This window comes from Vibrio pacinii DSM 19139, from assembly GCF_000711795.1.
Taxonomy (GTDB): domain Bacteria; phylum Pseudomonadota; class Gammaproteobacteria; order Enterobacterales; family Vibrionaceae; genus Vibrio; species Vibrio pacinii.
Map to the genome: position 1 here is coordinate 259,560 of NZ_KL543976.1, position 23,029 is coordinate 282,588.

Consider the following 23,029-nt stretch of genomic DNA (forward strand, 5'->3'; position numbering starts at 1 on the left):
TTTGAACACAACTAATATGTGCATGTAATCGTTTGCGATAATAAGCAGTGGAAAGGAACAAATCATGAAAAAATCACACATCGCCATGGCAGTAGTCGTTGGTTTGACTTCTGGTGCAGCTTCAGCGGCGACCATATATAAATCAGATGACTCGGTTTTGAACTTTGGAGGTCGTGCCGAAGTTCGTGGGAATTTCTCTGATGCCAACAAAACCAATTCAAATAGCAGTACATACGATGATAAATCACGTGTAAGGATTAGCGTCGATGGTACCCAAGCATTAAACGATGACGTCGCATTTTTTGGTAAATACGAATTAGAACTCACAGAGGCAGAAGACAACAGCTCAGATGACGTTGGTGTCAATACCCGATTCTTATACGCGGGTGTCGAAACGAACCACGGTAACGTCTACTACGGCCACCAGAATAACGCCGTTACATATCTAACAGACTGGACCGATATGGCAGAGACATTCAGTGGTTATATCAATGAATATACTATTGCCAGTGCTGACCGCGCTAAAAATGTACTTCGCTATGAATTGACCACTGACAACGGTATTACTTTCCAAATTGATGGCAATTTTAACTCAGAAAGCGAAGCTGAAAAGAGCGACGGGTTTGGCGCAGTCATCGCTGGTGAACTACCAGCAGGCGTTGAGATCGGTGTCGGCTATGCAGTGAGTGACGAAACTTATGGCAATGGTAATGACACGGACAAATCTGATTCAATTATCGCTGCGATTAAATACACCAATGATCAAGGTATTTGGCTCGCTGCTATGTATCAATTTGGTAGTATTTCAGCAGAAGGTGTTAAAGATTCTGACTATAACTCAGCCGATGCGTACCTAGGTTATTCCTTCGGAGACAACACAGTAAACCTTACCTACAGCTATTATGATGCTGATAAAATTGATAGCTATGACATTAATTTTGTCGGTGTTGAATACGCGCGCTACATTAAAAACATCGCATTCTTTGGCAGTTATAAATTTAACCTGCTTGATGAAGGCGAAGGCGGCCAAGGTGACAACGATGAAAACGAGCTAATGCTGGGCATGCGTTACTCATTCTAGTTATTTAGATAACCAAAGCGAAATAAAGAGTCGTGCACAAACGTGCACGACTCTTTTTTTATGGGGTGATGGTTGACTTAATGAAGTCTTATGACGAGCATTCTCGTTCTACATTAGTGATTTGACCGCATCAGCAATACCTTCAATTAACATTTGACAGCCAATCATTGCCAATATTAATCCCATCATTTTAGTGATCATATCTAAACCACTTGGACCAAGGTGCTTGACTAAACGATCGCCAAAGATAAACACAAAATAGGTAATCGCACACATGGCCGCAAAGGCACACAAGGTAATGACGACTTCGATAAAACTACCTGCCATTGAGTAGTTCATCGCTGTGGAAATGGTTCCTGGCCCCGCAAGAATTGGCACTGCTAGAGGAGAAACAGCCACACCCAATGCGGCGCTTTTTTGCTCAATTGAAGTCGCTTTTTCTTTTGTTTTTGAATGGGTCGTATCACCTTGTAGCATTTTCAAACCAATTTGAAACACGATAATGCCCCCGGTAATTCTTAGGGCATAGACGGTAATTCCGAACATATCAAAGACAAGTTTACCCGCAATAGAAAAAAAGAATATCACGACAAACGCGAGTACCGTTGCTTTCAATGCGGTGGCTTTAATCGTGGAGTTACTTTCACCTGAAGTTAAACTTAAAAATATTGGCATATTCGCCAGTGGGTTCATTATGGCGAAAAAGCCCATAAATACGGTAATACCGTGAATCAAAATCTCTTGCACTTGACTGTCTCTTTATAATTAGCGAGTAAATCTATTGCGGCTATCCGTAACGTTAAAATCATCACTCGTTGTTAAGGTATAGGTACCATATATTGCAATGAGTATTTCTTTAACTGCTTTATGATGGATCCCGTCCATCATGTTCTGTCCCTCATTTAAGACGATCGTAGATAGCAAAGTGACAGTCGTGTTCTGACATAATAGAAAGTGAGACAAAGCATAGTCGATAGAGGAAGGAGACTTGGAGGCTGTTACTTGAACAAAAATACCCGAATAGCGGAATAATCTTTAGTGACTCCTCCACATCGTGCATTACTTGTGTTAATTGAGTTTGCAATTTAAATGTGAGCAAACCACCGATATAAATCGATGGTTTGCTTTTTTCGACAAGACTAAATGAAGTCTTTAGTGCCTTATCATTCATTACGCGCAATGAAAAGCGCTCACTGAAAAATGAATAAAATTAATCTTCTTTCAGACACAACACACAGTATGTGCCATCTTCAATTTCAGCACCTTCAACCTCATGTTCGAAACCAGGGAATCGACTGTCCCACTCACCCAGTTTAACTAGGTAGTTAATTTGTGGGCTGTCTTGCTCATCAAATTTCTCACCAGACATCATCATAGGAATGCCTGGTGGGTAAGGCATTACTGCGTTCGCCGCGATACGGCCATGCAGTTTATCTGCTGGGACAAGTTCCACTTGGTCTTTAACTAGACGTTGGAAAGTCTCACGTGGCGTTAATACTGGCTCTGGTAGTGACGAGTAAGCACGGTTTAGTGATGTACCTGGATCTTCATTCTTAATGAAATCAAACATTTGATCACCTAAGTCTTTAAGACCTAAACCTGCGTAACGCTCTGGGTTTTCTTTGACCAATTTAGGAATAGCTTGCTCTAGCGGCGTATTTTCGTCGTACATACGCTTAAAGTTAAGCATCGTATTCACCAACGTTGCCCATTTACCACGCGTAACACCAATGCTGAACAGGAACATTATCTGGAAGTCGGTGGTACGTGTTGGAACGATGCCGAATTGACCTGCATAAGCCGTAAACAGTTCCGCAGGAACCCCTGACTCTTGAAGGTTACCATCTTCATCCATACCCGGAGTAAGTAGACTCACTTTAACCGGATCAAGCATCACCCAGTTTTCTTCTAAATCAGTAAAACCATGCCACTTATCTTTAGGGTCTAGACGCCAGCACCCCTGCTCTGTTGACAGTAGATCTAGAGGCGCTTCTTCAAAATTAAACGTTTCGCCAGTGGCAGGATTAGTGACCACTTCTGCATTCCAAGGTTTAAAGAACCAGTCACCTTCTGCTGCGTGTTTTTTATGCACACGGCCGATCGCTTGACGGAAACCAATTGCTTCTTCAATCGCTTCATTAGTCAGTAGTTTACCGCCGTTTCCGTCCATCATTGCCGAGGCAATGTCGTTTGACGCGACAATTGAATACAGTGGAGAGGTCGTCGCATGCATCATGTATGACTGGTTGAAACGGTCGTGTGGGATTGAATCACGGCCTTCACGCATATGAATGTAAGACGCTTGTGATAGTGCCGCTAGCAGCTTATGCGTTGAGTGTGTCGCAAAAACGGTTGGTGCGTTTTCATCACCTTTTGCATCGTCACGCATCGCGAAGTGCTTGTCGTAAATAGGGTTAAAACGTGCATAACCATACCAAGCTTCATCCATATGTACACGTGGCGCGCTTTGACCCAGAAGATGCTCTGCTTTTTCTGCGTTGTAACATAGGCCGTCATAAGTACAGCTGGTTAATACAGAATACACCGCCTCTTTGTTGTCTAAGTCTTTGGTCAATGGGCTCGTATCGACTTTATTTTTAATACTTTCAGCAGACATGTCACTCGCCGGTACCGGACCGATAATGCCATACTGGTTACGTGTTGGGACTAAGTACACTGGGCGCGCACCAGTCAGCATCAGACCTTGTTCAACCGATTTATGACAGTTACGGTCACAGATCGCGACTTCATCTTCAACCATACACGCTTGCATAATGGTACGGTTTGATTCAGAGGTACCACCAACCACGTTATAAGAGCGATCAGCACCAAACACTTTCGCCGCGTATTTTTCACTTTCGGCGATAGGACCAGAGTGATCGAGCAATGAACCTAGCTCACCACGTTCGATACCCATATCCGTACGGAACAGGTTTTCGCCATAAAAATCAAAGAACGCACGGCCAACGGGTAGCTTAGTAAAAGCGATACCACCTTGGTGACCAGGTGCAGACCAAGAGTGCTCTTTACGCTGCGAATACTTCGCCAATGCCGCTGCAAATGGAGGAAGCAGTTGATCACGGTAACGCGTTACTGCTGCAATCATACGGCCTGCGATAAAATCTGCAGTGTCTTGCAGCATCCAAACGAATTCAGTGGTTTTTTTCATCACCTCTTCGTCGATCGATTTCACTTTATCGCTGTGCGTCGCCATAAGGAATACGGGAATATTAGCATGACGATTAGACAATTCATCTAGAATGAGCTTAGCGGCAGCATGGTCATCAACACCATTTTGCAGCTCCCAGTCCAAAAATACACCGTGGATAGAAGCATCTGAAGACGCTGTTGCGATCCCATCATCAAGAGACCTAGCATGCACAACAGTCACATCGCGCATTTCCAGCTCTTCAATCAGCGCTGAAACGTTACGAAACATGCTAGTGTTTGATTCACTATCATCAATCACTAAAACTTTACTTTTAACGGGTTTATAACCAGTAGAAATCATGAGTATTCCTCTATGCGCTATTTTTGTGGAGCGCGATTAAAATTTTGGGGGAAAATAGGTGAAGCGACATCTGCATCACCTTTTAAATGTATTACTTCAAACAATATAGACTGTAGTAGGTTTCACCCTGCTCGCTAGTTTCAATTTCGACACCGTGAGTATCATGTTCAAAACCAGGGAAACGGGCATCAAAACCTTGAAGAGCCAGTAAGTAGTCAATAACAGCCGTGTTGCCCTCTTCTACTTTTTCACCAGGCATCATTAATGGGATACCAGGTGGGTAAGGCACCACTTGCACGGCAACGATCCGACCGACCATATCTTTAACAGCCACTCGTTCAACATTGCCTTTCACTAACTGACCGTAAGTTTCACGTGGGCTCTTCACTACGTCAGGCAGTTGGGTAAATGCGTTATCCATATGCTCTAGCATGCCAGTCGTCGCTATCGCTTGGTGCATTTGCTCAGCAAGATCTTTAATCCCCATATCTGCATAACGCTCTGGATGTTGTTCAACCAAGTTAGGCAGCACAATGCTCAACGGGGCATTAGCATCATAGTGACGTTTAAATTCCACCAAACCAGAGATCAATGATCCCCATTTGCCTTTAGTCGCACCAATAGAGAATAGAACCAAGAATGAGTAAGGTTCGGTCTTCTCAACCACAATGCCACGGCTAGATAGGAATGAAGAAACTAATGTCGCGGGGATACCACTTTGTTCTAGTTCACCATCGATATTCATACCTGGAGTCAGTACCGTTGCTTTGATTGGGTCAAGCATGCAGTAATCATCACCTAGGTCACCAAAACCGTGCCATTTTTCATTCGGTTTCAAACACCAGCAACTTGGATCAGTTTTTAATTTATGGTCATCAACTTGAGCAAATGGCACGCCGTCAATCGTGTCAGGCTGCCACATGTCAAACCACCAATCGTTTTGATCACGTTGTTCAATTTGTTGCTTAATGTTGACGATAGACTTACGGAACGCAACCGCTTCGCTAATACACTCATCAGTCAGATACTCACCCGAGTCATCCATCATCTTCGCTGATACATCAGTCGAAGCAATGATGCTGTATTGTGGAGACGTTGATGTGTGCATCATAAACGCTTCGTTAAACAGTGCAGGTTCAATTGGCACTTTACCTGAACGCAGGTGAATCATTGATGCTTGAGAAAGTGCAGCAAGCAACTTGTGAGTCGAGTGAGTAACTGAAATCGTTGCGTCATCTGGATGACGTTCGCCACGGTGCATACCATAACGACCTTCATACAAATCATTGAAACGCGCATACGCATACCAAGCTTCATCGTAGTGAATGCGCGGCACTGATTCGCTTAATAGTCGCGTTGTAGTTTCAACGTTGTAGCACAAACCGTCATAAGTCGAGTTGGTTAATGCTGCAAGTACAGGCAGTGTCTCTTTGTCTGTAACGATTGGGCTTTGATCCATTTTCTGTTGGATCGCCTCTGGCGTCATTTGACTTGAAGGTACAGGGCCAATCACACCACGTGCATTACGCTTAGGGACCATGTAGATAGGCATTGCGCCCGACATATTCAGCGCATAGTTGAGAGATTTATGACAGTTACGGTCAACTAACACCGTATCGCCATCCGTCACTGCTGAATGGAGGATAATTTCATTACTTGATGAACTACCGCCGACAGAGAAATAAGTGTAATCGGCACCAAAAACACGCGCTGCATTTTTTTCTGCTTCTGCAACAGGGCCGTTATGATCATTCAGAGAGCCTAACTCTCCAACAGAGATCGATAGATCTGAGCGCAACATTTGCTCGCCGTAAAAGTCGACGAAGGCTTTACCTACCGGCGTTTTCATAAACGCTGTGCCACCAGTGTGACCAGGGGTATGCCATGAATACTCATGCGAGTCATCGAAGTTAACCATGGCGCCAAAAAATGGTGGCAAAATGGTATCTAAGTAACGCTTAGCTGCTGCTTTTATACGTCCAGCAATAAACTTAGGGCTGTCTTCGGGGACATAAATCACCCCATCCATCGCCTCAACGAACTCTAGCGTCAGTGATGAAGAGTAACTTTTAGACATACCTAATAAGATTGGAATACCCGCACATCGTGAGCGAATATTTTGAATTGTTTCAAGCGCTAGAGCCGGATCCATTTGACATAGTTGCCAACTAATAATCACAGTACTATACGCCGGACTTGAAGAAGCACACGTTGCAAATTGATCTAATGTTCTGCAATGCTCAATATTAATATTATCTTGCTTTAAATAGACAGAAATTGATTCAACACTTTTAACGTTTGCATTTTCATTACTTAAATCAGCCACTAATAATACTGGAAACTGACTAGCCAAGCGTTCTGGTAAACTATGGGTACTCATATTCACACTTGCTCCTAATTAGAAATTTATTTATCGAGGGGTAACCTGTTGAGCCGAATTATGTTGAACAAACCGTTGATACATAAATCTCATTTGAAGGATCGAATCATCACATAACAGTAATCGTATAAAAATACAGCATAAAATCCAAAACCAAAGCCCATTAGGGTTAAAGTGAGATGCGTCTATAAAATTGAATAGAAAAAGGAAATTACGTGACTCAGACCTCAAATTGTCAACTAAGTTCATAATGTATTTAGATAAAGTTAAATATCTCCAACACTCGCCCAGCTCAGTAAATAATCAAAAACACGTCATTTGATGGATCGCATCATCTAAACGAGATTATCAACTAGCAACTTAGCCCCCTAATATTGCGCCATCAAGTTTAGTCCACTTGTACTGAGTTATGGTCATAAGTAATGAAGATTGAGTGAACCTTTTATTTCCAAAAAATAAACATGTTCTTAAATGCACTCAATTTAATTTGTCTCACTGAGCTTAACAACGGACAGTCAAATACTTTCATAAAGAGTTTATTTAACTCTCTATTAGATATATGTGTTTTTTATTTCTTTTCCCATTGAGTTAATGACTAAGTGGGGATGCAATTTTTATTAATTTAAACTCTAGGAGCTTAAAATGGCTGATTCTAGTAATAAAAAGATGACGCTTACCGGGCTAACTACGTTAGTTGCGGTAAACATGATGGGTTCGGGCATTATCATGCTTCCATCTTCTATGGCACAAATTGGTGCGGTATCATTACTTTCATGGATCATTACGGCTGTGGGTTCGATGGCTATCGCCTACTCATTCGCTCAGCTTGGTGTATTTTGTAACCGCTCAGGTGGTATGTCAGCATATTCTGAAGAAGCTCATGGTAAGTCTAGCTTCTTCATGGCGTCATTCTTGTATTATCTCTCATTGGCTATCGGTAACGTTGCGATTGCTATTTCTGCGGTCGGTTACTTAACTCCGTTTATTCCTTGGCTAGGCACTGGTGCAACGCCTTTGTTTGTTGGTGTTGTCGGTCTAATTTGGCTAACTATCGTGGCGAACTTCGGCGGTGCGCGTTTAACGGGTAAAATAGGCGCTATCACGGTCTGGGGTGTGATCATTCCTGTTGCAGGTTTGGGTATTATTGGTTGGTTCTGGTTCTCAGCAGAGACCTTTGCACAAGCATGGAACCCACATAACCTTGAGTTCTCTGACGCTATTGCACAAAGTATCCCACTAACATTATGGGCATTCTTGGGTATGGAATCAGCCGCTCAAAACTCAGATGCTGTTGAAAATCCGAAGAAAAATGTCCCACTTGCATGTCTGTTCGGTACGCTCGGCGCTGCTGTTATTTACATTCTGTCAACAGCAGTAATCTTTGGTATCGTTCCAGATGCTGAGCTAGCAAATTCTAGCGCTCCATTTGCATTTGTTTATGCTCAAATGTTTAACCCATTTGTTGGTAACATCATCATGGCACTGGCTGTTATTGCTTGTGTTGGTTCGCTTCTGGGTTGGCAGTTCACACTGGCTGAAACTGCAAAATTCACTGCCGATTCCCGCATGTTCCCTAAAGTGTTTGCAAAACTAAACAAAGCAGGTGCACCTGTAATGGGTATGCTGATTGCAGGTGTCATCCAAACGGTCTTCGCCGTAACCACAATGTCTCCTGATGCTGCCGCGCAGTTCAGTAAACTGGTTGACCTTGCAGCCGTAACCAACATTGTTCCTTATATCACTGCGATTTCTGCACTCGTTATTGTGATGAAGAAAGCAAACGTCACTGGCAAAGCATATAAACTAAATATCGTTTGCATGCTGGTTGCCATTATCTACAGCGCATACGCACTCTATGCATCAGGTATGGAAGCGGTATTTGGTGGCATGGTAGTCATGATGCTTTCTTATCTTCTTTACGGCTTCATCGCTTACCGTTTTGAAAAAGACGAAACGGCTCAAGCGTCCGTCGAATCAAATAGTTAATCAGTGAAATCGAACGATACCACTTATGTTGATTAAAGAATTAGGAAAAATAGTTATGTTGAATAAGAAATCATTGGTACAGAGTGCATTGGCACTTTCCGTACTACTACCTGCGACCATGAATGTGGCTTTTGCCAATGAAAATAGCCTAACATTTGGTTACCTTGCTGATGAAGCACCATTCTCATCACTGAGCCAAGTGACAGGTCAGCCTTCAGGTTACGCCATTGATCTTTGTAAAGCTGTTGCCAACTCAATGGACGTAAAGAGCAGTAACATTAAGTTTGTCCCTGTTACTTTAGATTCAGGGCTACAAAAGCTTTCAAACAATGAAATCGACGCCTTATGTAGCGCAGTGACACCAACGGCAGAACGTCGTCAGCAAGCGAGCTTCTCATTGCCAATCTTCCAAGGTGGCGTTAGCGCGGTTTTAAATCAAGATGCCCAACAAGACTTAAAACGTGTACTTGAAGGAAAACCTGCACACCAAGGTCCTAAATGGCGTGCAACGGTAAACCGAGGCCTTGCTAATCACACTTACGTTGTTCACAAACAAACCGTGACAGAAGCATGGGTGAAAGAGCAAGTGAAACGCCTAGGTGTGATTGCTAATGTTGTGGCTGTAGATACCCACCAACAAGGTCTCGCCATGGTGAGCTCTGGCAAGGCAGACGCCTATTTTGCTGAAGTTGATTCTCTCAGCAGTGAAATGACCAAAGGCAACTATGACAATCTAGAACTGTCAGGTCGCGTTTACCAAACGGCACTACAGTCACTAGCATTGCCACGCAATAACGACGATTTCAGATTCGCTGTCGATAAAGCATTGAGTGATGCATATAACAGCAATGGTTTCGCTGAATTGTACCAAGGTTACTTTGGTCATCAGCATTCTGAAGGTCTGGAAGCGATCAAATATTTTTCTTTGAAATAAACCATCGCTAAATAACAAACCTACTGTCGGACCACCCAACAGTAGGTTTGTTACCTAGCCTAAATTGCAAAGCATTGATTGAGCGATTTGATATGTGATTTGCAATTCAGGTTGGCCAAAACCGTTAAGAGCATATGGCAGCAACAAAGCTATTGGCGAGTAATGCAATAACAACCATGCCTTGTCGAACCACGCATTCAAATAATTTTCGAGTAACGTTTAAGATGACATCAACAACACCGACTAAAACCAAATCATTAGGGCTATGGACCTGTACTGCCCTAATCATCGGCAACATGATTGGCTCAGGCTTTTTCATCGCACCTGCCGCACTTGCTCCTTATGGAACCGTAGCCATTATTGGCTGGGGTCTGATGGCACTTGCCGCGGTTTGTCTTGGAATGGTATTTGCGCGCCTGGCACGTATTGCCCCAACTACTGGTGGTCCTTATGCCTATACTCGACTAGGTTTTGGCCGCTTTACTGGGTTTTTAGTCGCTTGGGGTTATTGGATTTCTATTTGGGCCTCTTTACCAGCGATGGCCGCAGGCTTAGTCGGTTATCTCAACAGTTTATTTCCCGTGCTGCAAGAAATGCCCGCGGCCAATGTTTTGATCGGATTAGGTTCCATTTGGTTGATTGCAGGCATTAACATTAAAGGGGTCAAAGAAGCGGGGCTATTTCAAGCAGTTACTGTTTATACCAAGTTAATTCCTTTCATTGGTATTAGTGTGTTTGGTTTGTTTTGGGTCGATTGGAGCCACTTTGCTGTTCTTAACCCAAGCGATCAACCCTTCTTCAGCGCGCTGGCCGCCACCGCACCGCTGACTATGTTTGCCTTTTTAGGCATTGAGTCCGCAACGGTCCCTGCTGGTGATGTAGAAGATGCCGACAAAACCATTCCACGCGCCACCATTTTAGGCACGTTAGTCTCATCAATGGTGTACATCTTAGGTACCACGGTCGTGCTGGGCGTACTGCCAAGAGAAGTCTTGATTAACTCTAGCGCACCGTTTGCAGATGCCGCGGATGCGATGTGGGGCTCCACCGCTGCAACCATTATCTCTGTTGCCGCCATTATCTCATCCCTTGGAGCGATAAATGGCTGGACACTGCTGATGGGGCAAGTGCCAATGGCTGCGGCTCGCGATGGCGCTATGCCAACTGTATTTGCAAAAGTAAACAAGGCAGGTTCGCCTAAATATGGCATTTTAATTTCTGCTACCTTGGCGAGTCTGTTACTGATTTTTGACATATCAGGTGGCAAAGAGATGGCGACTTTTTATAACTTGATCGTCGATTTGTCCACCGATGCGGCAATGATCCCTTACGTATTCTGCTGCGCTGTAGAGGGAATTCTATACGTCAAAAAAGATAAGCTATCTAAGGTTCTCAATATAAAAAGCTATATTCCTGTGGGGACAGTTGCCTTTGTCTTTTCAGTTGCGACTATTTATGGCAGCGGGCCAACGGCAGGAATGTGGAGCTTACTATTGTTGATGTTGGCTGTGCCGGTTTGGTTACTGATTGAGAAAGAAAATTATGCCGCAAAAAATGCTGACTAATACGCAAAAAAAAGAGCGTCAGTTAATCCAGTTTTCGATAGCGATGGGGACAGTTTATACCATCGCTGGGATAACTTGGGGGATCCTCATTCAATCTGGGATCATCCTTTTTGATGCTATCTACTCAGGGGTGTCGATTTTACTGTCAATGCTGACTATGTATGCCCTGTTAGTGATTAATAAAGACAACAGCTTTGATGCTAACCAGTGTCATAACAGCAGCTTCCATATGGGACGAACCGCGGTAGAGCCCTTAGTGAACATGGTTAAATCTATAGTCATTATTTCTATCTGTTTGTATGGTTTCGTCAGTGCAGTGTTGGTATTGCATCAAGGTGGAGCTGAGAATAATAACGCTTCTTCTGGTATTTATTACGGTATCACCACAGCATTAATCTGTGTAGGCAGCTGGGGCTACCTTAAGTTTTTAGGCCAACAGCATAATGACCTTATTCAAGCCGAATGTGAGCAGTGGATGGTCGATGCCGTCTTTAGCTTGTTGGTGGTGGTCTCTTTTACCATCAGCTATCTATTCAACCAAACAGAATCGTTACAGCATCTCGCCGGTTATGTTGATCCGATGACAGTGATTGTAGCAACGCTGTATTTCATCAAAGTCCCGATCAACAGATTAATAAAAAGTACCAAGGAGCTTCTGGTTATGGCTCCAGACGAGACGATTCAGCAGCAAATAAAACAAGTATTGCAACCATTTTTAGCACAGTATGATTTCGATAACCAAATCACACGAGCAACGAAAACGGGGCGGCAGCTCTATGTAGATGTCACTTTTATCATCGATAAACCCGAGCGTACCTTTAGAATTGAGCAACTCGATAAAATACGCACAGAAATTGAGTCGCAACTCAAGTTAATCAACGATGACTTATGGTTGACCGTTTCCTTTACCAATGATCGTTACTGGGCCTAGTTACAGTCTGTCATTCTCCTCCTTAAGCAAATAAGAAGCTCTGAAATTATGCAAAACAAAACGTTAGGCATTCTCTATGCCATGTGTGGTGTCTTTATATTGAGCTTTGATAGCGTCTTGGTAAGAATGATTGACACCTCACCATGGACTCTGATTTTTTGGCGCGGTATTTTGTTATCGACAACCATTGCCATCCTCGCACTTTGTACTCGTAAAACGGCTCAACAACAAGCTGTGCCTTTCTCCATCGTCGATATCATTGGCGGCGTTGCCTTTGCCACATCCACGTTATTTTTTGTACTGTCTGTCAGCAATACCGATGCCGCCAGCACACTCGCTATTTTCAATACCGCTCCTTTTTTTGCCGCGGTTATTGCCTTTATCACTATGAAGGAAAAACTCGCTCTCCATACGCTGGTAGCAATGGGTGTTTCCATCTCAGGTATCGCAATCATTTTTGATCATGGCTTGGCTGTAGGTCAGGCGCTAGGTGACTATTATGCGCTCGTGGCAGCGATCGGATCAGCGTGTTACCTTGTGTCATTAAGAAAAAGTCGCGGCGTGAATAGTCATACAATTCTTATCATTGGTGGGCTAACCATGGCGGTCATTGCTCTAATCAATGGCGCGACGCCCTCCGAACTAAATCAGATACAATTTAGTTATATGGCGATATTAGGCATTATCGTCGTCCCTTTATCTGGTCTATGTATCGCAAAATCTTCACAGTATTTACCTGCAGCTCAAACCGCACTGATCCTATTATTAGAGCTACTGTTAGGGCCTCTTTGGGTGTTTTTGGCACTCAACGAACAACCCGCAACAGAAAATCTAATCGGCGGCAGCATTGTGCTCATTGCTCTGACTGTTCATAGTATTTGGGAGCACCTCTGTGAAAGTAAAGTCCCCCTTGCCACTTCCGTTGCTAAGTAAACAGCTCAATTTTCGCTGCTTTTATGTCCACAAACTTAAGCTCAAGCTAGATTTGACGGATTTAGCCCTTCAAAAGTGATTACCTCTCTCGTTTCACTCGAGTTAGATTAGCCATCATTAAAAATAATCGAGAGACAGATCATGATTGATATGCCACACGAACTTGTTTGGGGTGAAGTCTATCTACCACCGTTACTCGTTACCGTCGCCATTGCCTACGCACTTGCTATGTTGGTGAGTTCGGTAGCCGTCAAGACTGGCTTTCATAGACACGTAGCACTTCCTGCGGTGGTCGAAGTGTGCCTGGTGGTTATTTTCACCGGTATTATTGGCCAATTTATTGCCATATTCTAAGGAAAAAAGAGTGATTAAACGTTACTTCATCACATTACTATTTGTGTTAGGCGCTGGTTTTGTCGTCAATCACTACTATCAAGTTTTTACCGAAAACCCTTGGACTCGTGATGGCCAAGTGTCGGCTTATATTATTTCCGTCACACCTCGCGTAACAGGCCAGGTGACCAATGTCTATGTCGATGACAATACTCGTCTGAAAAAAGGCGACTTAATGTTTCAAATTGACGCCAGTGTTTATCAGGCCGCGCTAAATAAAGCCATTGCAGCAGAGAAGCAAGCCCGTGCCGCCGTCAATAAAGCGATCAATGAAGAAACTCGTGCTACGCGTCTAGAAAAACGCACGCCAGGTGCGGTATCAGTATTGTCGCTTAATAATTTAGATAATGCCGTTGAATCTGCACAGGCTAATCTTGAGCTCGCAAAAGCGAACGTCGAATCTGCGCAGCTGAACCTGCAATACACAAAAGTGTATGCACCAACTGATGGATTCATTACAAACTTTGATCTTCGTGTCGGCTCACAAGTCGTGGCGAACAATCCTGTTGTCGCACTGATTGATGAAAATAGCTTTTGGATCGAAGGTTACTTTAAAGAAACCGAATTAAAAGGCGTTGATGCTGGCGATCAGGCTTATGTGACATTGCTAACTCACGATGATACTACTCTAGAGGGCACAGTAAAAAGCATTGGTTACGGTATTTCTAAAACTGACGGTAGTACCGGTATTGATTTGCTACCAACCGTTAACCCGAACTTTCAGTGGATCCGCCTAGCACAACGTATTCCGGTCAAAATTCAGCTGTCTCAGGTTCCCGACGATCTGCAATTGCGCGTCGGTATGACTGCCTCAGTTAAAATTATTAAATAATCATAGGTAATACGCCAATGTTTAGTGCAACAACCAAAGATGCGATTAAAGTTTCCCTATCGATCGTGATTACCATCTGTTTATCACTTTGGATTGGTTGGGAAAAACCGTATTGGGCCGCAATTGCGACTGCGGTGGTTGCATTGACCGAAAATGTTGGCTCTTCCATCCATAAAGGCCGAAATCGCTTAATAGGTACTGCAATGGGGATAGCTTATGCGTTTTTTCTGATCGCTATGTTCCCTCAAGACCCGTTCTTATTTTTTACCTTTATGACGCTGTTTTTGGGCGTGTGTGTGTTTATGTCCACCGACCCAGAGTATGGCTATATTTTTCTTATGGCGTTTACCGTCTGTATGATTATTGCCGCGATGGGCGGTTTAGACAGCGCAACTACCTTCAATTTTGCCATTTTAAGAACTCAACAAACCATTCTAGGCCTGATTGTTTACTCTTTGGTCTCCAAATTGCTTTGGCCAATCAAAGTTGGCCATCAGTTTTACCCGATGGTGGAAGATATACGCAACCAACTGCTGACCGCACTAGAGACAAAAGACAACGCCACTCGCCAAAAAATGAGTGAAACATTGGCACCTCTGATCGCAAAACTGCAATCGCAACTGCGCATGCCACTTGGTGACAGTTATTCATTGTCACAACACAAACATGCCTGGAAAGTCAGATTGCAAGAATTTGAGATGCTTAACAGTTGGATAAGCATTGAAAGCGATGCCACGATCTTTAGCGAAGAGATGCAACAGCATAAAACACGATTAGCGGCGTTCGACGTTGATTATCCTCAACATTCACTATTGGTAAATGCCGAGCACAGAGCCCTTGCCTTCCAACATCGCAATTGGAAACCACAATACCGTTCATTTGCGCAGCATCTTCATGACGACTACCCAAAGGTTCTGCAAGGCGTTGTCATTTTCTGTACTGCGATTTTCTTATGGGTGTACATCCCTATTCCGGGTGGTGTGATATTTCCAATGCTCGGCGGTACGATCGCGGTAAACTTGCCTGTAATGCCAGCCACCGCTCTGCGAGATGTGATCTTATCGATCATCGGTTTCGGGACCGTTGTACTGGCAGAGTATGTGTTTATCATGCCGACCTTTACTCAAGTTTGGCAATTGGCCATATTCTATTTTGTGAATATCTTTGTTATTTGGAAGCTATTTGCAAAACCCAACCTGATGATATTTAGAATATTAGGTACTAACTTAGTGTTGGTACTCACCGCTGGCGCACTTCACTTAACGCCCGTTTACAGCATAGAAACGCCGTTATTAATGATTCTCAACTTATTGATTGTTTCGTTTTCAGGTAAGTTATTTTTCGACCTGTTTCACGCAACCACACGGGCGAGATAGACAATGCCGTCGATGATCTTGCACTTAAGAAGCCATCAATGAACCGTGTTCAGTATCGAAAAGAGGCGCTAAAAGCTGCCCTTTCCGTGGTGCTTTGTATTTATTTTGCCCTGCTATTTGGTTGGGAAAAAGCGTACTGGTCAGTGATTGTTATCGTGGTACTGTCCGGTAACGAGACATTTTCGCACTCCATTTTAAAGGGGCGCTTAAGATTGCTCGGTACCCTTATTGGCGCCTGTTCAGCCGTGGTTATTATCTCTGCTTTCCACCAGCAAAGAGTGCTGTTTTTAGCTAGCTTATGTTTATATTTAGCCGTCTGTGTTTACCTCTCGACACACCGCAAGACTGGTTACATGTGGTCAACGGCATTTATCGTTTGCGCGCTAACTGCGTCCGTCGGACATTTTGACGACGTCGCGACGTTTAATGTTATGACGCTCCGACTACAAGAAACGATGCTAGGTTTTATTGTTTATAGCTTCGTCAATCAATTTATTTGGCACGTAAATACACAAGATCATTTTTTCAATTTGCTTAATGAAGTGAAGCCCCATTTACTGGGCAATCCCTCTCAATCGGATGTAAATGATACTAATATATTGATTAAGCTTGATAAATTAAGTGAGATTTTACAGCTCCCGCTGCATGGTAGTTACCAATTAAAACAACAAAAGTCTTATTGGATCACGATCGTTTATGCACTAAAAACACTTTATCTACTGCAAAGTACATGCAACCTAACTCAGCACAGCTTGAGCGCTCACGGGCAAACTATTGTCCGCGAATCACTTAAACTGCAACAAATAACACATGACTTAAAAACTTGGCTTGAACAAGCCAATCAGATCGCCACTCCTGCGGCCACACTTGGCGCTTTTGAAGTTAATCACCAAGTACGGATGAAATATGCACTTCAAGCGGTCTCTATATTAGCAACATGTTTATTAATATGGATTTATCTGCCTGTACCGAGTGGGTTTTTATTGCCCATGATGGCTTCTATCTATTCAATCGTCCTAGTTCGCCAGCCAGTGAAAGGCGCAATGCAAACTGGGTTAGCGTTAATGGTGTGGGGAAGCCTATTCATCTTAGAGTACGCGGTTATTCTGCCAACACTGGATAACGTATTTGAGCTATTGGCGTTTTATTTTATCCATATAGTCGTTATTTGGGCTATTTATTCGAAACCTCAACACACCATTCTAAAAATATTAGCCAGTAATAACTTAGTCATTTTTACGATGGGAGCACTCCAGTTGGTGCCAAATTTTGACATGACTACGTCGTTTTCCATGATCACAGTCCTGTTTATTGTTTTAGCGGTAACCCAAATCATTGGTTCGTTGTTCAATCCGTCGCAAACGACGGGCTAACTCTTTATTATCTCAACACATTTCGTTTATCACTAACCTCATCTAAGTTTTGATGGATATTGTCCTCCATAACCGATTATTGGTTTTGCCCTTCCCTACCTAAAATACATCCATCAGCTAAGCCAATGTGAAATTCAAACTCACATTTAAATGCTAAATAGAAACTTATTCATTAATAAAAATGTGGGACAGGGTGTCCAGCGATAAATTAACAGCCGGGTTTTCATAGTATTGAAAATCTTATACTGGAAATGACTTAGACATGATTTTTACTAAAACACCTAGCCGCTCAAACAAAATGGCAACACTATCACTTATTGCTAGCTCAGTGTTGCTAGCAATATCACCTGTTGTTTCTGCCGAAGAGCAGCCTCAAACTCTAACCACGTATTCTGAAATCAGTACTCATGGTAAAAAAGTATTTGAGCAGTATGGTATTGATCATGATCTACCTAAACTTGCTCTGAGTTCGCTTATGCAAGGCGATCACCTCGTAGAGCACGCTTACCGAAAAGTAACTATCGGTGAAGACGTTAAAGAGTCATCCGTGTATCTGATTAAAAATACCGATACCAAAGGCAATATCGATCTGCATATAAAGTATGACCCGAATCATCTGGATAAACACGAAAATGTGATCGATCAGATTGAAACCTTCACCCGTAATGAATATCGCCTAAGAAATTATGCTGAGGCGTATGACTCATCAAGTGTTGAAGCCAAAGATGACGGAAAAGGCAATGTTGAGATCAGCTTTAACTATTCTAAGTATGGTTTGCCCCAAGACATTGCTTACTTCCGCTTTCTGACAGTCAAAATCTTTTTGGTCGACGGCGAACCTAAAAACATGCTGATCACCAACAAAAAGCCGTTCAATTTTGATGGCAATGATATTGAATCCTATAAGCAAGAGATCACCTTTAGCACCTTGGAATCAGGTAAGGTCATTATCGACACCAAACATACACAGCTGCTTGGCAAACATAAAAAGAAACCGCTTGAAATCATTACCAAAGTAGAGCCTGTGGCCTTTTACGATGAAGGTGTTGACGTACAAATTATAAACGAAGAGAAACTTAAAGAAGTCTCTGATCCGCGTATGCGTGAAGAAAGTGTCAAACTTAACCGCGTCTTCCCACTAATGGGTGACATGGTCCGACGCCAAGGTATTGATTTACCACTACCATTTGGCGTGTCTGTCGCATACCGCAACCAAGACATGAACATTCCATTTAACGACTTTACCATTCAGGGCGTGCGCTTAAATGACCTGTTTGACCCCGAAGATACGGTTGGTGTTGTCACTGCAGAAAGTATGAGTATTCGTGGTGATGTTAACATTCTGCCATTTTGGAATGTTTTCGGCTACGTCGGCAAGATCGATGTAAACGCGAATGTTGACGCAGGATATACCGGCGCTGCGGGAGAGTTCCTTCAAGACAAGTTAAACAATAAATTCCCTGGCTTAGGCGATGAATTCTGTAGTGGTGGCTTGTCGGCAGTGTGTAATCGTGGCCGCTTAAATGTGCCAATACATTTGGAATACGACTTACGCGGTGTAGGTACTACGCTATCGATTGGTTACAAAGAGTTCTTTGCATCGGTCACAGGTACATACTCGCAAACACGTATCAAAGGCGGTCAAGATTGGGGCGACGGCATCGTAACCGTACAGCCTATGTTGGGCTATCAGTTGGTTGATTACCGTGCACAAATCTTCGTCGGTGCAGAATACCAGGGCCTTGATGCTCGTATGGATGGTCATGTTATCGCTGGTGATGTTGAGTTTGATTACGATATCGGTGTAGATCTCAACCAATGGGCTTACTTAATCGGTTTTAACAAGCAAATTGGCAAAAACTACAATATCACTGGCATGTATAACACTGGTGAAACTCGAAGTGCCTTCACAATTAACTTCGGATATCGATTCTAATCCGTTTTGCTAGACAGACTCTCCTACAAGAATCGGCTACGGGCTGCTCTTGTAGGATAACGTCCTCTTTACGTGATTACATCAATTTAAAATATATCTCTAACATACATCCCATAAACAAAATCAATCTATCAAGCAACTCTTCAGGATGAACGTAGCGCATGGAACCGCGTGTTTGATGAAGACAAACAATTGTGGACATGACAATGAAAATAACCAAACGCTCAATACTTGCTCTTACTATCGCCGCTCTGCTTTCAGCTTGTGGCAGCGATGACGATTCTCAACCAGGTGCGCCTGCGAAGCCACAACCATTAAAGCCTCTTCCGTCTGAAACAATCAATGTTGCAGTCGGCAACGCAGACGTGACCGCAACGAAAGAATCTCTAGTTATCACAACCGTTGAAGGTGAAGAAAAGCTTGGCTCTGTTGAATCTTTTAAAGGTATTACCTTCGCTCAAGCGGCGCGTTTTGAACACAGTGACACAGCTAATCTTGAGGGCAGCATTAATGCCACTGAGTTCGGTAATGTATGCCCACAAATTAAAGCAACAGTTCTAGAACAAAGCGAAGACTGTTTGAACCTTAACATTTGGCGTCCAGAAGGCGCGGTTGAAGGTGACGACTTGCCAGTCTATGTGTTTATTCACGGTGGTGATTTTGAATACGGCTCTGGCTCTAACCCAATGATTCACGGTGACACCGTTGTCGCACAGGGTGCGGATGAAGGTAATCCATTTATTGCAGTGACGTTTAACTACCGTTTGGGCCTGTTAGGTACAAAATGGGTAGAAGGAAGCACTTCACCAAAACCAGAGAATAGCGGCAACTATGCAATTGGCGATCAGAAGAGCGCTTTGGAATGGATAAATAACAACATCAAATATTTTGGTGGTTCAAAAGGAAACGTGACCGTAATCGGTCAAGGGTCTGGTGCAATGTCTATCGGGATACTACAGCTAGAAGATACCGCAGCTCCCGTCTCTGGTGAGTATTTCCGAAGAGCCATAATGCAAAGTAATCCATATGGTTTTGAGTATTCAACTTATAAAAAAGCAGAAAGTATCGCTAAGAAATTAGACTCCACTAGCCTAGAGCTATTTAATAAACCTCTTGCTGAGCTTGACTTAAAAGAGCTAAAAGAAGTGCAAGCAGAGTTCAGTAATCCTCTTAATCGAGTCGTTAGCTGGCTTACGAACTCTTTGCCTCTAGTGTCAAAGGGCTCACCAATGTCACAATTGATGCCATTTTCTCCTTATATTGAAAGCAAAATTTTATACCCTGGGTACCACGTAACACAACAACCCGTATCATCTTCACTAACAGTGCCAACCGTTTTGGGAGTGAATGAAAATGAATCTAACACAATGAGCATTTTGCCTAACCTAACATCACTAATTGCTATAATCTGTGGTGATTGTTTAGAAGGAGATGATTCCGAACTAGCAGCTGAAGGCTTATTGAGTTGGTTAGACAATGAAGATAATAAGGCGCAAATAACCTCACGACTAGAGTCACTCGTTAAACAAGACGATTTTTCTGCACAACTAGAACTGCAAGAGCTTATCGATGCGTTGCCTAGCTCAGCTTATGAGACTATTACAAAACTATTTTTTGGGGCAAATAATAACACTGGGGAAAGCTTACTAAGCCTAACAGATTTTATCCCAAACAATGAGCACAGCTTGCTTGGTGCTATTGAAAATATGGGGCAATACCGTACCCTAATGAACGATATGCTGTTTACAGGACCTGCACGTATGAAAGCGGCTGAAAGTGACAATGCCACCTTCTATTACTTTAAGCATAAACCTAGCTTCAATGTTTGGACTTATCAAAATAGCCCAAACTTAGAAGACCCAACAAAGGTTAATATCGATTTCGGCGACCTACTAAAAACGATTAGTTGTGTCACTGGTACGTGTAACGCGTCTGAGCTACCGTTTGTGTTCAATAAGGCCGTGAAGCTCGATGGAACAAGCGTTAAGCCGAACTCAACAGATAAGCAGCTAATGAACGAGATGTCACGCTTGTGGTTTAGCGATAAGTTATTCAATGACTACCAATACTCAACTAAAGAAGAAGACAAAGTTCTAGTCATTGACCATGGTTCAATCGAATACTCAGATCATTGGGATAAGAACGAAAACCCAAGTAAAGACGCAGGTATGCCTGATGGTCGTCTAACTGGATTAGAAGAGAAGAATATTCTGCTGAATTACATCAACAACTAATCATTAAAGGCCAGTTCGCTGGCCTTTTTTATAACTACCCTTTTTTAATCCTACGAGAGTCTTATGTTTACTAAAACACTTCGTACCTTATGCGCCCTAGTGTGTGTCGCATTTGTCGCAGGATGCGCACAACCTTACCCTAAAGTCGAACCAGACTTTGAGTCAAACTGGCAACCTCAACGCTACCAGGCCGAAGTTGCACTGCTTGCCAGTGCCCCCGAGGCATTCGCCAAACGAATTCAATTGGTTCGCCAAGCTCAGTCAAGTATTGATATGACCTACTTCGATTGGGAGCAAGATACCTTAGGTGTTTTGCTGCTCAGCGAAATCAAATTCGCCGCCAACCGTGGGGTAAAAGTTCGCCTAACGCTGGATGATCTGATGGTGTTTGACGCTAAATGGCTCGCCGAGCTCGACAGCCACGACAATATTGAAATCCGTATTTTTAACCCTTTTGACTCACGTAAATCAGGTTGGTTAGGCCGAGCAATTGACTTTTCATCCCATCAAGATCGCTTAGACAATCGCCTGCATGAGAAATACTTTAACGTTGATCACACTCACATGATTTTGGGTGGACGTAATATTGGTAGTGACTATTTTGGTTATAACAAACACGCCAACTTCTTCGATCTCGATGTACTGTTTAAAGGTGAAGTGATCGTAGCCTTTGATGCCAACTATCAAAACCTGTGGAACAGTACACACGTAACGCCAATTCGAGAGCTGATCGAGGTCGAGGAGAACCATCAATACGTCGATTTCTACACCACGATGGCCAGAGTGAACAAAGACAATAAACAAGTGATTGAGAATGTATATACCCACGTCGCTAATCTCAAACAGCCTGACTTCATTCAAACAGAAGTGACGCCCGTTTTTGATTCACTGCAAAAACTAGAAAATAACAAACCTTATTTTCGTACTCGTGCCGAACGCTCTATCAACAAGGAGTTACGTAGCGCCAACAAAGTGGTTATCTCGACTCCGTATATCGTCCCTACGCAAGGAAAATTCACCGTTATTGAAAAGCTTAGAGAGCAAGGAACGGACGTCACTTTATTGACCAACTCTTCGGCTTCAAATGATTCCGGTTTTATTCCTGCTTATTATGAGCAGCATAGAATCACGCTGTTAGAAAAAGGGGTGAACCTTTATGAGTACAAGGATACCGCGCTCAATGAAGATCATTTTTATCATGGTGATACCTATTACCACAACAAAGCACTGATTATCGATGATAAGTTGAGCTTTATCGGATCATCTAACTTTGATCCACGTTCAGACTTCTTAAATTTAGAGTTTGGCCTGTTTATCCATAGTGAAGCGTTCGCCGCTCAACTAGAAGAGTACTTATTCGGCGACAAATCGCTATTTTGGGATGTAACGCTCGACGGCCAAGGCAACCCAATATGGTCATCGGGTAATGAATCCACAGCCGATAACCCAAACTATGGAGCCTGGCACGAAATTACCGACAGAATATTCAGAAAAATGGATGGCGAGTTTGAGCTTTAGCGAGTTGTAAAAGAGTAATAAAAAAGGGGCTTAACCATTGGTTAAG

General features: G+C 43.1%; 16 protein-coding genes. 13 read left to right on the plus strand and 3 right to left on the minus strand.

Annotated elements, in window-relative coordinates:
• Positions 1-64: 64 nt before the first annotated feature.
• On the plus strand, positions 65-1,081 hold the full coding sequence (locus tag BS19_RS16130; protein ID WP_038176673.1) for a porin: 1,017 nt from the start codon (positions 65-67) through the stop codon (positions 1,079-1,081).
• 108 nt (positions 1,082-1,189) lie between these two features.
• Here the strand turns inward: BS19_RS16130 and BS19_RS16135 are convergent, their stop codons facing one another.
• The 3 genes from BS19_RS16135 to BS19_RS16145 form a co-directional block, all read right to left on the minus strand.
• A complete protein-coding gene (locus BS19_RS16135) occupies positions 1,190-1,828 on the minus strand; it encodes a MarC family protein (protein WP_038176674.1) in 639 nt (212 codons plus the stop codon).
• A gap of 463 nt (positions 1,829-2,291) precedes the next feature.
• Positions 2,292-4,592 (minus strand): arginine decarboxylase, encoded by a 2,301-nt coding sequence (gene adiA, locus BS19_RS16140; RefSeq protein WP_038176675.1) that lies wholly within the window; start codon positions 4,590-4,592, stop codon positions 2,292-2,294.
• A 91-nt stretch (positions 4,593-4,683) separates the two neighbouring features.
• Positions 4,684-6,972 (minus strand): Orn/Lys/Arg family decarboxylase, encoded by a 2,289-nt coding sequence (locus tag BS19_RS16145; RefSeq protein ID WP_169739023.1) that lies wholly within the window; start codon positions 6,970-6,972, stop codon positions 4,684-4,686.
• A gap of 642 nt (positions 6,973-7,614) precedes the next feature.
• Here BS19_RS16145 and potE point away from each other — a divergent pair.
• From potE to BS19_RS16205, 12 genes are all read left to right on the plus strand, one after another.
• Positions 7,615-8,958 (plus strand): putrescine-ornithine antiporter, encoded by a 1,344-nt coding sequence (gene potE / locus BS19_RS16150; protein ID WP_038176677.1) that lies wholly within the window; start codon positions 7,615-7,617, stop codon positions 8,956-8,958.
• A 55-nt stretch (positions 8,959-9,013) separates the two neighbouring features.
• Entirely contained in the window at positions 9,014-9,892 is an 879-nt protein-coding gene (locus BS19_RS16155) for a transporter substrate-binding domain-containing protein (RefSeq protein ID WP_051686558.1), read from the plus strand.
• Between the two features lie 224 nt (positions 9,893-10,116).
• Positions 10,117-11,457 carry an amino acid permease gene (locus BS19_RS16160; RefSeq protein WP_038176816.1) on the plus strand — a complete coding sequence of 447 codons (1,341 nt, stop codon included), beginning with the start codon at positions 10,117-10,119 and terminating at the stop codon, positions 11,455-11,457.
• Positions 11,435-12,388: a cation diffusion facilitator family transporter gene (locus tag BS19_RS16165; protein WP_038176679.1), complete on the plus strand. Its 954-nt coding sequence runs from the start codon at positions 11,435-11,437 to the stop codon at positions 12,386-12,388. The genes BS19_RS16160 and BS19_RS16165 overlap by 23 nt, the downstream gene beginning before the upstream one ends.
• A 48-nt stretch (positions 12,389-12,436) precedes the next feature.
• Positions 12,437-13,321, plus strand: a complete 885-nt coding sequence (locus BS19_RS16170; protein ID WP_051686559.1) for a DMT family transporter — start codon at positions 12,437-12,439, stop codon at positions 13,319-13,321.
• Between the two features lie 141 nt (positions 13,322-13,462).
• The gene (locus BS19_RS16175; protein ID WP_038176680.1) at positions 13,463-13,675 is read left to right on the plus strand and encodes a DUF1656 domain-containing protein; all 213 of its coding nucleotides are present in this window, start codon (positions 13,463-13,465) and stop codon (positions 13,673-13,675) included.
• Positions 13,676-13,685: 10 nt separating this feature from the next.
• Positions 13,686-14,546: an HlyD family secretion protein gene (locus BS19_RS16180; protein ID WP_038176681.1), complete on the plus strand. Its 861-nt coding sequence runs from the start codon at positions 13,686-13,688 to the stop codon at positions 14,544-14,546.
• Between the two features lie 17 nt (positions 14,547-14,563).
• The gene (locus tag BS19_RS16185) at positions 14,564-15,922 is read left to right on the plus strand and encodes an FUSC family protein (RefSeq protein ID WP_038176682.1); all 1,359 of its coding nucleotides are present in this window, start codon (positions 14,564-14,566) and stop codon (positions 15,920-15,922) included.
• 38 nt (positions 15,923-15,960) lie between these two features.
• Positions 15,961-17,295: an FUSC family protein gene (locus tag BS19_RS16190; RefSeq protein ID WP_038176684.1), complete on the plus strand. Its 1,335-nt coding sequence runs from the start codon at positions 15,961-15,963 to the stop codon at positions 17,293-17,295.
• A gap of 262 nt (positions 17,296-17,557) precedes the next feature.
• Positions 17,558-19,231: a hypothetical protein gene (locus tag BS19_RS16195; protein ID WP_038176685.1), complete on the plus strand. Its 1,674-nt coding sequence runs from the start codon at positions 17,558-17,560 to the stop codon at positions 19,229-19,231.
• A 206-nt stretch (positions 19,232-19,437) separates the two neighbouring features.
• The gene (locus tag BS19_RS16200) at positions 19,438-21,465 is read left to right on the plus strand and encodes a carboxylesterase family protein (RefSeq protein ID WP_038176819.1); all 2,028 of its coding nucleotides are present in this window, start codon (positions 19,438-19,440) and stop codon (positions 21,463-21,465) included.
• A 63-nt stretch (positions 21,466-21,528) separates the two neighbouring features.
• A complete protein-coding gene (locus BS19_RS16205) occupies positions 21,529-22,983 on the plus strand; it encodes a phospholipase D-like domain-containing protein (protein WP_038176687.1) in 1,455 nt (484 codons plus the stop codon).
• The last annotated feature ends 46 nt before the right edge of the window (positions 22,984-23,029 follow it).

Bases quoted from the DNA above. Each gene is read 5' to 3' on its own strand.
- BS19_RS16130 (WP_038176673.1), top strand. From the start codon at position 65: ATGAAAAAATCACACATCGCCATGGCAGTAGTCGTTGGTTTGACTTCT.
- adiA (WP_038176675.1), bottom strand. From the start codon at position 4,592: ATGATTTCTACTGGTTATAAACCCGTTAAAAGTAAAGTTTTAGTGATT.
- BS19_RS16145 (WP_169739023.1), bottom strand. From the start codon at position 6,972: ATGAGTACCCATAGTTTACCAGAACGCTTGGCTAGTCAGTTTCCAGTA.
- potE (WP_038176677.1), top strand. From the start codon at position 7,615: ATGGCTGATTCTAGTAATAAAAAGATGACGCTTACCGGGCTAACTACG.
- BS19_RS16155 (WP_051686558.1), top strand. From the start codon at position 9,014: ATGTTGAATAAGAAATCATTGGTACAGAGTGCATTGGCACTTTCCGTA.
- BS19_RS16160 (WP_038176816.1), top strand. From the start codon at position 10,117: ATGACATCAACAACACCGACTAAAACCAAATCATTAGGGCTATGGACC.
- BS19_RS16165 (WP_038176679.1), top strand. From the start codon at position 11,435: ATGCCGCAAAAAATGCTGACTAATACGCAAAAAAAAGAGCGTCAGTTA.
- BS19_RS16170 (WP_051686559.1), top strand. From the start codon at position 12,437: ATGCAAAACAAAACGTTAGGCATTCTCTATGCCATGTGTGGTGTCTTT.
- BS19_RS16175 (WP_038176680.1), top strand. From the start codon at position 13,463: ATGATTGATATGCCACACGAACTTGTTTGGGGTGAAGTCTATCTACCA.
- BS19_RS16185 (WP_038176682.1), top strand. From the start codon at position 14,564: ATGTTTAGTGCAACAACCAAAGATGCGATTAAAGTTTCCCTATCGATC.
- BS19_RS16190 (WP_038176684.1), top strand. From the start codon at position 15,961: ATGAACCGTGTTCAGTATCGAAAAGAGGCGCTAAAAGCTGCCCTTTCC.
- BS19_RS16195 (WP_038176685.1), top strand. From the start codon at position 17,558: ATGATTTTTACTAAAACACCTAGCCGCTCAAACAAAATGGCAACACTA.
- BS19_RS16200 (WP_038176819.1), top strand. From the start codon at position 19,438: ATGAAAATAACCAAACGCTCAATACTTGCTCTTACTATCGCCGCTCTG.
- BS19_RS16205 (WP_038176687.1), top strand. From the start codon at position 21,529: ATGTTTACTAAAACACTTCGTACCTTATGCGCCCTAGTGTGTGTCGCA.